Here is a 14368-nt window from a genome sequence, read left to right as displayed (position 1 = left end):
CCTTATGCCTTTCTTCTTCTGAACCATACCACAAATCCAGAAATCAGTATCGCAAGCGGAATCCCAAAAATAACCAAAAGACTGAACAATCCTGCATGCTGCACTGTATTATACTCTACTGCAAGACTCTTTGGCTCAATGGAGATATTCAAAGTCCCCTCAAAGTTACTGCTCACCGCATTCATAAACAGGGTAGTATTCTCGAGCTGTGTAAAAGTGTCTGTGATCTGTGCATCGATCAGGCTTCCCGCTGAGATCACGGTCAGCCGGCTTTCCTTCGAATCACTTTCTGTCTCCACAGCCGATGCACCGAGTACATAGCTTCCCTGGACCTGGTCCTTCTCAGTCACAGCATATGCCGAATCAGATGTGGACATAAACGGGGTTGTCGTGATCGTATCTCTTGCAGGGTCCACCAGATTCATCCCATGGGCATTGGTAAGTAGTACCATCTGAGAACTCATCCCCTTTGCCATATCCCCGGATACAGAAAGGATCGGGAAGATATAATAATAATTTCCCTGATAGCATCTGGATGTATCCGCAATATAGCCCGGCGCTTCCTCCATTCCATACTCTTTCATAATAGCTGCGATATTGGGAAGCTGTGATGAGCCTGTATCGCCAAGCAGGATCATCATCTTACCGCCTTTTGAAAGATAATCCAAAACCGCAGTTTTCTCGTCCTCTGTCAGGTCTTTAGAAGGCGCATACATCATGAGAAGATCGCAGTCATCAGGAACCGCCGCATTCATCACAAGATTTAATTCCTTCACCTGGTAATTATTTTTATCCATCAGATCTGACACAGAGCCGGATAATGCTGCCTCCCCATGTCCTGCTGTTCTATAAATATTTTTATTTACATCATTGACTACATAATTCACGGCACTGGTAAGCTGCCCTTCCCCATCGAACTCAGATTCAGACACACTTCCTGTATAATAATAGGAAGAGGTATCCTTCACGATCATATCATCAAAAGAGACGGTTGTACTTTTTCCTGTATCGCCGCAGGATACAACGATCGTGTTTTCTTTGGTATCGTACTCACTGAGTGCGGACGGATGGAGCACCGGATCGATCCATTCCACAGAAATATCCTTAGACAAAGCTGTGTATTTACTTAAAAATGTCTTGATCCTGTCATCGGTACTCTCTTTGACAGCCAGCACGGTAAATTTTACCTTATGATCCAGGCCCTTTAACAATTCTTTGCTTGTATCCGTAATATCATAAATCCTGGTGCTGCTGACATCTATATTCCGGTACTTTTCCGGAATCTGACCAAAAATAAGATTTGCCACTACTACAATTGCAATTACCAGAACTGTCAGCCCTACGCTGTATGTTCCATTCTTCGTTCCCGTTGTTTTAAATACATTCTTTATTTTCTGCACGTCCCAGTCCTCCTAACTCCAACGTCTTTTCTGAATGGCCTGTACTGTCAGGAAAATAAATACGATCACGATAGACAGATACAGAATAATGCCGCTGACATCCACAATGCTTTTTGATGTAATATCCGTAAAAACATTTGCAAGTGCGAGATTTCCCAAAAACTTAGTCAGAACATTTTCAAACAGACTGGATTTTAAAATATAGGTTATAATCAAGGCTGCAGCCCCGATCAGTTCCAGGCCGCCGCTTAAGATCCAGTTCCCCGTCATCTGCTGGATATAAGCCGCCACAGCCGTGATCAGGATAAGGATCCCCACCATTCCACTGATCGCTGAGCTTGGGAGAAATGACAGGATTCCGTCCCACAGATACAGCACGAGCAAGACGCCGAATGTCGTGATAAATGCAATGATCTGGCTCTCTGTGAGGGAGGAGAGAAACATTCCGATCGCAATGTAAACGCAGCCCAGCAGGAAGAAAACGCCGATCGAAATGTAATCCACCTTTAAATAGGCCGTCCCCTGGAGCTTGATGATCAGGGGAAACAGACAAAAGATCAGATTCGGGACAGCAAGTACCGATACCATCGCCAGGTATTTTCCCAGAACTACCTTTCCGATTCCCACCGGAGCAGTAAGAAGGAGCTGATCCGTCTTATTCCTGCGTTCTTCGGAGAAGCTTTTCATTGTGATCAGCGGGATTCCCACGAGAAATACGATCAGTGAACCCGACAGCGTATAGGAAAAATACGGATATCCTGCATTCAGGTTATACGCCATAAAATAGATCCCGGTAAAGGCTACTAAAAATGCTACAAACACACATCCGATCATGGATTGGAAATAAGACCTAAGTTCTCTTTTATAAATTGCCAGCATTTGTCTCATCCTCCTTTTCATCCTCTTCAACAGCTTCCCCGTTCCCCTTGAGTGCCTCTTCTACGATCGATAAGACCTCCTCTTTCGTATGGCCTGCTTCCGGATGAGGTGATGTGCCCTCTCCCTGAGTCAGCTCCAGGAAGATCTCTTCCAGGCTGGCACGGTTCGACTTAAGCGTGAACAAGGGACATTTTTCCTCTGCAAATGCAAAGAATATCTTCCCGCGGATATCTTGATGCTCTTTTGTTCCTATTACCGCAGCCGTGATCCCATCTGCACGTTCCTCGGTCTTGACTATATCAGCCTCCGGAACCGCCTTTAGAATCTGCCGTATCCGGGCAGCCCCTGCCTTCGCCTCGATCTCTATGGTTTCAGAACCATCCATCAAATGCTCCAGATTCTCCGGCGTATCGCTGGCTACCAGCTTCCCCTCCGAAATAATCATGATATAATCGCACACCTCCCTGACCTCGGCGAGGATATGAGAACTTAAAATGACTGTGTGCTTCTTAGCCAGATTGCGGATCAGCTCCCTGATCTCGATGATCTGCTTTGGATCCAGCCCAACAGTCGGCTCATCCAGGATAATGATGTCCGGGAAACCAAGGACTGCCTGCGCCAGTCCTACCCTCTGCTTATAGCCCTTGGAAAGGTTGCGGATCAGACGGTCCCTGACCTCAATAAGCTTGGTAAGCTTCATCACCTCTTCTATGGAGGTCCCCCTGATATCCCTGGAAATCCCCTTTAACTCAGCCGCAAATTCCAGGTATTCCCATACCGTCATCTCCGTATATAACGGAGGGATCTCCGGCAGATATCCAATGTCCTTTTTGGCTTTCTCAGGTTCTTTCAAGATGTCATGGCCATTGATAATGACTTCTCCCTGCGTGGCCCCCAGATAGCCTGTCATAATATTCATCGTTGTTGACTTTCCTGCTCCATTTGGACCCAAAAAGCCATAGATCTTTCCCTTTTCAATCTTGAAATCCAGGTGATCTATGGCTAAATGATTTCCATATTTTTTTACCAAATTCTTAACCTCTATCAAGTCCTTACCTCCCTGTGTTCTATGTACTTTTTGCAGGCAGTGCACCCAGGCGCCTCTACCGGGGATATCCGGTTATCCTGCCTAAGTACGGATGCATGCCCCGGTGCCGCTGCCAGATGAAACAAAGCTGTTTCACATAGAAAATACGGTATCAGAACTTTGTGAAGTTTTTGTGTTACAAATGTGATATTGTCTTGTAGTTTCTGTGTACTTGTCCCCCCTCCCGGCTCTGCTTCTGTTATTGATCTGTTTTCCTCTTCTGTCCGGCATCGCCGGTTTTCCCTTGTCTGAGCGGATCCCGGATCAATCTATACACCATCTGGGCGATCATCTCCTGTCCTTCCTGACTGGGATGCAGTCCGTCTCCCTGTACAAATGCCGCGACATTAGACTGAAACAGATCCACGACCTCATAGCCATATTCCTCTGCCCGCTTTTCTATGATGCTGTTCATATTCTTAATGATATTCTCTACCACTTTATTCAATGTCCCGGGCATTTCCACATTCGATATCGGATTGTAGATATTCGTCACGATGATCTGTGCACCATCCTTCTTCTGCTGGGTAATCGTATCCATAGCCTTGATCCACTGGCCTTCGAAGCTGCCATAATCCCAGCTGCTCAGCGCATCAATGATCTTAAATACGATCAGGGGATTTTTCTTTACCCCATCCTTCAATTCCCCCACTGCCTGGGAGGCACTCCTGAATTTTGTATCAGACTCCAGGATCTTCTGCGCCTCACGTTTCAATTCATTCAGCAGGTCATTAGAGCCCATAGTCAGCAGGATCACGTCCGATTTATTCAAGCTCCACTTGACGGTATCCCTGGATAAGATCTGTTCGTTCAGCCCCTTGGTATCAAGGCCGTTTTTCGCAAAATTACGATAATCAAACCAGATTCCATATTCTTCTGAAATCTGTTCCGTTACGATTCTTCCATAGCACTTGATGGGCTTCACCTTGTCCGTGGAATATCCCTTTGCGATGCTGTCTCCCAGGACCGTACAGGTGATCATTTCATCGAAGGCCCTGACCGGGAGGACCTGCTGCATTCCAAGAAGTACTATCAATAATAAGCCTGCTAATACTCTAAGGTATCTTTTCACCTGTCTCACTTCCATTTTTGTCTAATCTAATACCCACTGTGTATAGCTGCCATGTTCTGTCTTCATTACCGCCAGCTTCCACTCTATCTGTTCTTTCAGTTCGTTCACATGGGAAATGATCCCAACCAGCCCTTTTTCCCCTGCCAGCTCCTTCAGGATCTGGATCGCGCGTTCTCTGGCCTCATCATCTAAGGAGCCGAAGCCCTCATCCACAAACATGGTCTCAAGGCTGATCGCTCCGGCAGTATTCTGTACGATATCCGCCAGTCCCAAGGCCATTGCCAGAGAAGCCATAAAGGATTCACCGCCGGAAAGGGTTTTGACATCCCTCACCGAGTCATTGACCAGATGATACACATCCAAATCCAGCCCGGCCTGCCCCTGGCTGCTTAAATCTTTGATCTCACGACACTGCAGGATGAACTCATTGGCGGTCATCCTGCACAGCCTCCGGTTAGCCGCACGGATGATCTGTTTAAAATATTTGCGCTGCACGTAGGTTTCAAAGTCCAGCTTCACACTTCCGCTCAAAGTACCATTCGCGGTCCTGCTCAAATTGTTAACCATCTCATACTGCGAGGTCAGTTCCCCTCTTGCTTCAAAATACCGGCCAAGCTTTTCCCCCGCCTCTTTATTTTTCTGGTTTTGGCTGTGAAGCCTTAACCAATAGGAGCGCTGTTCCTTCTGCATGCTCTGGATCTCTGCTAATTTTTCCTTCTCCCGGGTCACATCCGTCTGCTGTCTTCCTGCAGTCTGCTGTTCGAGCATCTCCAGCCGGGTCTTCACCTCAACTTTCTGGGCATCATACTGTTTCAAATGCCTTTCCTTCGCTTCTCTGCCCTTGATCCACACTTTTGCCTGTCCATAGGATTCTTCTGATTCAAATTTCTGCGTTTTTAATTCCTGACGAAAAGCCTTCTCCTCCTCCTTCTGTCTCTCACTCAGTTCCAAAAACTGTACTTCCTGACTCTCCAAAAGCCCGCTCCGCCGCTTTAACTCTTCCGTCAGCTCACGGAACTGCTTTTCTCTTTCCTGGTAGTCTGCTTTTAAACTACTAAGCCTTTCCTGACACTGCCTGAGCTTTTCACGGACCTTATCTTTTTTGATCTCTCCGCCTCCCAGGATCTCATAAACAGCTTCCTTTAGAAGATTTTTTTCGGATTCCAGATTACTTTTTGACTCCTGAAACGCTCCCTGGATCTGTGAGCGTTCTTTTTCCTTCTTATCCCGCTTTTCCTTCGCCTCTTCCACGGATTTCTGATCCGGGGCTCCCCCGGAAGTTTCCGCCTTATGGGGATGCTCTCTGGAACCGCAGACCGGACATGGACTTCCGTCTCTTAGTTCCCTGGCCAAAATTCCGGCCTGCTCTTCGAAAAAGCGCTGATATTTTTCTTCGTAATCCTCGGAAGCAAGACGGCACTCTTCCAGCACCCTTTGCATCTGCTCCAGATTTTTAGAATAAGCCTTCTCAAGCTGCTCTATCCGCTCGTACCTGGGCAGGATATCCCGCAGTCTGAGAATCTGTTTCTGCAAAAGCGGCTCTGTCTTCTGCAGTTCATCCGCCGCAGCTTTCCATTCTGTCTCCTTTTCTGCCGCTCTTTTCTTCTCCTTATCAAGCCACGCTTTCGTATCATCGATCTGCTGCTTTAAACGCTCCTTTTCTGACCTGGTCCTCTCGCAGCGCTCCTCCTTGACAGACACCTTCTCCGCACGGCCGCCTTTTTCCACCTCACTGCGTTCGCACTCGACGGCCTCCCGCTCTGCCTCCAGACACGCCTTTTGTTCCAGTACCTTCGCTCTTTGGAGAAACAATCTGTTGGTCTCTTCTTTGCTTTGAATCACAGCATTGAACTCCTCCGCCTGTTTCTGCAGCCGGGCAGCTTCCTTTTCTGCGTCACTCTCCATTCCTTTTCCCTGACGGCAGATCTCCTTTAAGGTATCCACTACCTCCTTGGGAGGAGGAAGCTTCCGGCCCAGATATTCTTTCCAGTCCCCGGCCTCTTTCCTCCCTTCGAAAGGCTCCACACGCTCCATTTCCCGCAGGCAGTCTTTGGTATTATCCTCCAGACGGATATAAAGCTGCTTGGCCTGCTCTTTAAGTTCCTCCTGAATCTGCCAGTAGATCCTTGTCTGGAAGATCCTTGAAAAGATTCTCTTACGCTCCCTGGATTCTGCATGCAGCAGCCTGAGAAAATCCCCCTGGGCGATCATCGCGATCTGGGTAAACTGATCCACATCCAGTCCGATGATCTCTTCTATTTTATGATCGACTTCTCTTTTCTTTCCCTGAAATTCACTTCCATCCGGCAGGATCAGACGAACCTTAGCCGGCTCTTTTACAAGCCTTGGCGAACCATCTGCGTAATTTCGTTTCCCTTTCCGCATATACTCAGGATTTCTCTTCACCGAGTACACCTCTCCCCGATAGGAAAATACAAACTCCACAAAGGTATCGGTATCCTCCGACGCATACTGGCTGCGCATCATATTTCCATCCCGGCTTCCTCCGCTCGTCCGGTCATAGAGCGCATAGGCAATGGCATCGAAGATGGTCGTTTTCCCTGCCCCTGTATCTCCGGTCACGAGGAACAGCCCCTGCTGCATTTTTGTAAAATCAATCTCCTCCACGCCTGCATAAGAACCGAATGCAGACATCGTCAGTTTCACTGGTCTCATGCTATTCCCCCCCTCACTCTTTCTAAGGTCTGCTGCAGGTATCCGCGCTCTTCCTCTGACAAGGCACGCCCCTGGATCTCCTGATAGAAGTCATTGAAGACTGTTAGTGGATCCGCGATCTCCACCTCGTCGTCAAATTCCTCCAGACGCCTTCTTGTTCTCGTATTGTCCATCCTGATCTCTAAAATATGGGAATATACCTTCTCAAGCTGTTCTTTGGGCCGATAAGGGTCTGTCTCGTCCGTCAAGGTCACGCTGACATAATCATCCCGGTTCTCTTTCCCTGCACTTTCTATGATCTCTTTCAGCTCCCCGCGGATAGTGCGCACATCGCGCAGCGGATGTAACGGCAGAAACTCGATTTTTGCCGCTTCTCCCTTTCTTCCTAATGTCACCAGATGCAGGGATTTCGTATGTCCTGCCTCACTTACCGAATATTTGAGGAGTGTTCCACAGTAACGGATCTCTGGTATCTGCACCTTTTGTGCCCCGTGCAGGTGCCCGAGTGCTACATAATCAAACTGCGTAAGCGGCCCGATCTCCACGTTATCGATCCCTCCCACAGAAAAAAGTTCCGAATCGCAGGTATCCGGCGTGCTGCCGCTTCCTGTATAAAACTGATGGGAAACTAATACATTTCTCTTCGATGTGTCAAACTTCTCCCGCCCCAAAACAAAATGCACTGCCCGGCTGTAACTAGCAGGGATGTCTTCTTCGCTCTCAGCCATCCCACGTATATAACCGGGTTTCATAAATGGGAGCAGATAAAAGTCGACCTCCCCGAATTCGTCTGTTAAAGTGATTTTTTTCAAGTGTTCCTCTTTTTTCGAAGGGACACTGCCGGCAATATAAATATTCTGCCGCCCCAGAATCCGGCTGGCATAATCCAGACGCTGCGCAGAATCGTGATTACCGCTGATGATGAGGACCGGTACCTGGGGACGGAGGTCTGCCAGTTTGGTCAGGAATTCATCAAACAGCGTTACTGCCTCCGCCGATGGAACGGACTTATCATATATATCCCCCGCGATCACCACCGCGTCCGGGGAAAGCTCCTGTGCATAAGCGGTGACTTCATTCAGAATATGCTTCTGATCCTCGATCAGGCTGTAATGATGCAGCTGTTTTCCTATATGCAGATCCGATAAATGAAAAAATCTCATATGATCCCCTTTCTCTCCTCAAAATACTCTTTAAAGCTTCAGCCCCCTGTATCTGTCCAGACAGGCATGGATCTCCTGCTTTCTCGGCACCGCAAGAGCCGCAACATTCGAACTGCTTTCACATAAACCAGCCAGCCCGTCCCTCAAGATCTTATTCTCCAGTTCATCCACAACTGTCTGTATACTCTTCCTCCCATCCAGGAGATGCTTTTCCGCATATTTCACACAATATCCAAGTGCCGATACCTGCTCACTGTCCACAAGCTGCTCCACATAGCGCAGATCTATGGACTCGCGGTTGATCTGTACCGCCTCTTTTCCCAATGTCTTCATCTTGATCCTGTCATTTCCGCGAAATGCATTATTTGCGGCCGGACATCTCAAAAAGACCGGATCCTCTGCCTTTTGCTCCGGCCCGCTTAATACCGGGAAGCCTTCCGCCTCTTTCTTCGCCAGGCCGGTAATATCACGCGGCTCATACCGGTCCATCTGAATGATTCTGTCCGCAATATGAAAATATGCCCCTGAGCTTCCTGCAACGATAATCGTGGAGATACCATATGTTTCATACAGCTCCCGGATCCGCTCAATAAAAGGCGTGATCGGCTCCATGTCCCTGTGGATCACTCGCTGCATCAGTTCATCCCGTATCATAAAATTGGTGGCACTGGTATCCTCGTCTATCAATAGCAGCTTTGCTCCTGCCTCCATACCTTCGATCACATTTGCCGCCTGGGAGGTACTGCCGCTGGCATCCTCTGTATAGAAGCCCCTGGTTTCCTTTCCATTGGGCAGATCATTGATAAACATAGAAATATCTGTCTTCTTGATGCTTCTGCCGTCCTCCGCACGGATCTTCATGGCCGTATCATCTGTAATCACATACTCTCTTCCGTCCCCGGAAATATGATCGTAAACTCCCAGCTCAAGCGCCTTTAACAGCGTAGACTTTCCGTGGTAGCCGCCGCCCACAATCAGGGTGATCCCCTTGGGGATGCCCATTCCGGTCACCGTCCCCTTATGAGGCAGCTCCATGGTCACTTTGAGCTCCTCCGGCGAGGTAAATGCAACTGCACTCTTCATGGGCCGCGATGAGATCCCGGACTCTCTCGGAAGAATAGAACCATCCGCAACAAAAGCAGTCAGTCCCATCTTCGGAAGCTGCTCACGGATATACTGCTGGTCATCCGCCAGAAAAACGGTCTGCTGGATCCTCTTTTTATCACTATTCTTGTAATAAAGAGAGTTTTTCACACTCTCCGGAAGAAATTCAAATAATATCTTCATTAATTCCCTGGCATTGATCGTTCTCCCATTTGCCGGAAATCCCGCTTCCAGTCTGAGCACAAGGTTCCCGCTTTTTGGATCGATCTGGCAGGCTGTCCTCTCCAGCACCTCCTGGCAGCACCTGCTGATCGCGATCAGCCCGCTCTTTCCTGAGCCCTTCGCTTTAAAGGCATAGCGTTCCACAGCCCGGCCAAACTGCCTTGTCAGATAATCCTGGAGTGCGATCCTTCTGTGGTCAGTTTCATATAATTCCTTCGGAAAACCAGAGGACGCCCCCTTCATATGAATACTCAGCTTAGACGGAGACGCAAAAGGATCTCCCTGTACATGGTCGATAGAGAGCTGGTATCCCGGAAACTGATACACTCCTTTCGTATCTTTATAAGCAGGATAGCTCTTGTGGTCGATCCTGTTCAATAAATTCTTTAACTCTGTTGATGTCTGCATTTTCTAGCTTCCTTTCCTTCTATTATTACTTGATTTTTATACCAGCTTGGTCGTCCATTTGGAACAATCCCAGACCTCCTGAACAATGTCCTGATAAAACTCCGGCTCATGGCAGATTAAAAGCAAGGTTCCCTGATATTCCAGAAGGGCTTTTTTCAAAGCCTCCTTTGCATCCACATCCAGATGATTTGTCGGCTCGTCAAGCATCAATACATTCGTCTCTCTATTGATCAGCTTACAAAGGCGCACCTTGGCCTGTTCTCCACCGCTCAGCACCCTTACCTGACTTTCGATATGCTTTGTAGTCAAACCGCATTTTGCCAGAGCCGAGCGCACCTCATACTGCGTAAACGATGGGAACTCACTCCAAAGCTCCTCGATACAAGTGGATTTATTTTCCCCTTTCGTCTCCTGCTCAAAATAACCGATCGCCAGATTCTCACCCAGCTCACATTTTCCACTGATCGGTTCCACAAGACCCATGATACTTCTGATCAGGGTAGTCTTTCCGATTCCGTTTGCCCCCGTCAGTGCAACCTTCTGTCCACGTTCTAATGAGATATTCAACGGTTTGGACAGTGGTTCCTCATACCCGATCACAAAATCCTTTGTCTCAAAAATATATCTTCCCGGTGTCCTTCCTTTTTTAAAATGGAATTCCGGCTTAGGGCGCTCCGCTGCCAGCTCGATCACATCCATCTTATCCAGCTTCTTCTGCCGTGACATCGCCATATTTCTGGTAGAGACCCTCGCTTTATTACGGGCCACAAAATCCTTGAGCTGGCTGATCTCCTGCTGCTGTTTCTTATACGCTGCCTCAAGCTGTGCCTTTTTGACCTCATAAACTCTCTGGAAATCCTCATAGTTTCCGACATAGCGGTTCAACTCCTGATTCTCCATATGATAAATGATATTAACGACTTCATCTAAAAACGGGATGTCGTGAGATATCAGGATAAATGCGTTTTCATACTCGGTCAGATACCGCTTCAGCCAGTTAATGTGCTCCTCATCCAAATAGTTGGTAGGCTCATCCAAAAGCAGGATATCCGGCTTTTCCAGCAGAAGCTTGCCAAGCAGGATCCTCGTCCTCTGTCCCCCGCTTAAATCAGTCACATCCTTATCCAGTCCCAGGTCCAAAAGCCCCAGTGCCCGTGCAACCTCCTCAACCTTCGCATCTATAATATAAAAATCATGTAACGTCAGTGTATCCTGTATCGTCCCCAATTCTTCCATAAGCTGGGCCATGGTCTCCTCATCCACTTCTCCCAGCCGTTCACAGATCCCATTCATCTTCTCTTCCAATTCAAAAAGATAAGAGAACGCTGACTTTAAGACATCCTCGATTGTCATCCCCTTTTTCAACACCGTGTGCTGGTCCAAGTACCCTACACGGACATCCTTTGCCCATTCTACCTTCCCCTCATCCGGCGTCAATTTTCCTGTCACAATATTAAAAAATGTGGACTTTCCCTCTCCATTCGCTCCGATCAGTCCGATGTGCTCCCCACGCAGTAAACGGAAGGAAACATCCTGAAAAATAGCACGGTCCCCAAAACCGTAAGAAAGATGTTCAACATTTAAAATACTCATAGCTGGTCTCCTTTAATATTTATCTTTTTTGTATTCTACTTACGTTGTCTGCCCCTATTTTATCACATATGATTCATGCAGGGAAACTAATTTTCCGAATCCAGTACAGCCCCCGGGCCGGCCACCTTAAGGCAGAGGCCGGCCTCGGCCCAAATAGAGAAAGGACTGTTACAGAATAGCTGATACTCCGCTATTCTGTAACAGTCCTATTATTATGCCAGAAGATAGAAAAATGGGAAACTATTGAATCTCCAGCACCTGATAGTCCTGGTCTTCCACTGTCTTTTTCAGCACATCATCGGCAAGCTCTGCATTCAGAGTTACCACTGCTGTTCCTGCCTCATGGCTGACAACTGCCGAATCAACCTCTGCAAGAGACTCCAGGCACTTCTTCACACGGGCCTCGCAGTGTCCACACATCATACCCTCGATTTTCATTGTTTTCTCCATTACTGTTTCCTCCTGTTTCTTTTTTGTTTTGATTTTTTTATCCCTTTTTGCATCATGCATCTTAAAGAAATTAAGCCGCAGTGCATTGGTCACTACACAAAAGCTGGACAAACTCATTGCCGCCGCCCCGAACATCGGATTTAACTTCCACCCCAGAAGCGGAAACCATACTCCCGCTGCCAGAGGAATCCCGATCACATTATAGAAAAATGCCCAGAACAAGTTCTCATGAATATTCCTGAGTGTTGCACGGCTTAAACGGATCGCGGCCGGAACATCACTCAGACGGCTCTTCATCAGCACAACATCTGCTGCATCGATCGCAATATCCGTACCCGCACCGATGGCGATCCCGATATCCGCCCTCGTGAGTGCCGGAGCGTCATTGATCCCGTCTCCGACCATGGCAGTCTTCCCCTTACGCTTCAGGGATCTGATCACACTTTCTTTTCCATCCGGCAGCACTCCGGCAATCACCTCGTCCACACCGGCCTGCTGTCCGATCGCTTTAGCTGTTCTTTCATTATCCCCGGTCAGCATGACCACATGGATCCCCATGTTCTGCAGCTCCTTTACCGCCTTCGGACTATCCTCTTTGATGACATCCGCCACCGCGATGATTCCTGTCAGCTGTCCGTTACGGCTGAAAAACAGCGGTGTCTTTCCTTCCTCTGCAAGACGCTGTGCATCCTGTTTCATTTTATCCGAAACCTCTGCGTTTCCACTGATAAATTTCAGATTGCCGCCTGCCAAAGCATCCTCACCCAGCTTACCGGACAGCCCGTTCCCGGGAACTGCCTGAAAATCAACTGCTTCCTCAAGGAAACTAAGCCCCAGCTCCTGAACACGCTGTAAAACAGCGTGAGCCAAAGGATGTTCACTTTTCTTTTCCAGTGCGTAGGCCATGGCAAGAAGCTCTTCTTCTGAGATCCCTTCTGCCGGTATCATATCTGTGACCTTCGGCTCACCGCTGGTAATCGTTCCTGTTTTATCCAGGGCCACGATCTGCACCTTTCCGGCCTCTTCCAGTGATACCGCTGTCTTAAACATGATCCCGTGCTTCGCGCCCATTCCATTCCCGACCATAATCGCAACCGGTGTGGCAAGTCCCAAGGCGCATGGGCAGCTGATAACAAGTACGGAGATCCCTCTCGCGAGAGCAAATCCCACACTCTGTCCGGCAAACAGCCAGACGAGGACCGTCACGATCGAAATCACGATCACAACCGGTACGAAAACACCGGAAACCTTATCTGCCACCTTGGCGATGGGGGCCTTTGTAGCCGCCGCATCACTGACCATCTGAATGATCTGGGAAAGCGTGGTATCCTCTCCCACTCTAGTAGCCTCGCATTTCAAAAAGCCCGAGTGATTCAATGTAGCCGCCGATACCGTATCACCCGGTACCTTGTCCACAGGAATACTCTCTCCTGTGAGCGCGGATTCGTTGACTGCACTGCTTCCCTCGATAACCATACCGTCTACGGGTATGTTCTCTCCCGGCCTTACGACAAAAATATCACCTTTCCTAACCTCTTCAACGGAAACTTCTGTCTCGATCCCGTCTCGAAGAATCACTGCATTCTTCGGCGCAAGCTTCATCAAGCTCTTGAGCGCATCCGTTGTCTTTCCCTTAGAGCGGGCCTCCAGCATCTTCCCTACTGTGATCAGGGTCAGGATCATCGCCGCTGACTCAAAGTAAAATTCATGCATATAAGTCATAACACCTGCCATATCCTGGTGCAGCTGCGCATCTGTCATCGCAAATAGCGCATAAGTGCTATAACCATAAGAAGCTCCTGCTCCTAATGCCACCAGAGTATCCATATTCGGTGCCCTATGCCACAGGCTCTTTAAACCGCTGATAAAAAACTTCTGGTTAATGACCATGACTGCAGTCGTAAATAACAGCTGTATCAGCCCCATAGCCACATGATTCCCCTCAAGCCATCCCGGCACAGGCCAGTTCCACATCATATGTCCCATTGAAAAATACATCAGCGGGATCAAAAAACAAAGAGATGCGATCAGCCTTTTCCTTAAAACAGGCGTTTCCCTGTCTTTTAAGAGATCATTCTCCAATGTACCCGCCGTTTTCTTCTTACTTGTGCCCGAATCTTTCGGAGAAGCACCGTAACCTGCTTCCTCGACGGCAGCAATGATATCTGCCGGGGAAGCCGTTCCTTCTATCCCCATAGAGTTCGTCAGCAGACTGACAGAACACGAGGACACTCCCGGCACTTTAGAAACAGCCTTTTCTACACGGGCACTGCATGCTGCACAGCTCATTCCCGTTACTGAATATTGCTCCATT

The 14368-nt window shown here is 48.3% G+C and carries 9 protein-coding genes; all 9 read right to left on the bottom strand.

Annotated elements, in window-relative coordinates:
• Positions 1 to 2: 2 nt before the first annotated feature.
• Positions 3 to 1400: a Gldg family protein gene (locus tag AC4OGX_RS13860; protein WP_493331174.1), complete on the bottom strand. Its 1398-nt coding sequence runs from the start codon at positions 1398 to 1400 to the stop codon at positions 3 to 5.
• A gap of 12 nt (positions 1401 to 1412) precedes the next feature.
• A complete protein-coding gene (locus AC4OGX_RS13855; protein ID WP_493331172.1) occupies positions 1413 to 2279 on the bottom strand; it encodes an ABC transporter permease subunit in 867 nt (288 codons plus the stop codon).
• Positions 2263 to 3327, bottom strand: coding sequence for an ABC transporter ATP-binding protein (locus tag AC4OGX_RS13850; RefSeq protein WP_493331171.1), 1065 nt, complete (start codon positions 3325 to 3327; stop codon positions 2263 to 2265). Before AC4OGX_RS13850 ends, AC4OGX_RS13855 begins: the two co-directional genes overlap by 17 nt.
• A 238-nt stretch (positions 3328 to 3565) precedes the next feature.
• Entirely contained in the window at positions 3566 to 4402 is an 837-nt protein-coding gene (locus AC4OGX_RS13845; RefSeq protein WP_493331170.1) for an SGNH/GDSL hydrolase family protein, read from the bottom strand.
• A 57-nt stretch (positions 4403 to 4459) separates the two neighbouring features.
• Positions 4460 to 7114, bottom strand: a complete 2655-nt coding sequence (locus AC4OGX_RS13840) for an AAA family ATPase (protein WP_493331169.1) — start codon at positions 7112 to 7114, stop codon at positions 4460 to 4462.
• Entirely contained in the window at positions 7111 to 8277 is a 1167-nt protein-coding gene (locus tag AC4OGX_RS13835) for an exonuclease SbcCD subunit D (RefSeq protein ID WP_493331168.1), read from the bottom strand. The genes AC4OGX_RS13840 and AC4OGX_RS13835 overlap by 4 nt, the downstream gene beginning before the upstream one ends.
• 30 nt (positions 8278 to 8307) lie before the next feature.
• A complete protein-coding gene (locus AC4OGX_RS13830) occupies positions 8308 to 10011 on the bottom strand; it encodes an ABC-ATPase domain-containing protein (RefSeq protein WP_493331167.1) in 1704 nt (567 codons plus the stop codon).
• A gap of 36 nt (positions 10012 to 10047) precedes the next feature.
• Positions 10048 to 11604: an ABC-F family ATP-binding cassette domain-containing protein gene (locus AC4OGX_RS13825; RefSeq protein ID WP_493331165.1), complete on the bottom strand. Its 1557-nt coding sequence runs from the start codon at positions 11602 to 11604 to the stop codon at positions 10048 to 10050.
• A 240-nt stretch (positions 11605 to 11844) separates the two neighbouring features.
• Positions 11845 to 14367 (bottom strand): heavy metal translocating P-type ATPase, encoded by a 2523-nt coding sequence (locus tag AC4OGX_RS13820; protein WP_493331164.1) that lies wholly within the window; start codon positions 14365 to 14367, stop codon positions 11845 to 11847.
• Position 14368: the final 1 nt, after the last annotated feature.

The organism is Faecalicatena sp. (assembly GCF_058819085.1).
This window is presented reverse-complemented; position numbering and strand designations above follow the sequence as displayed.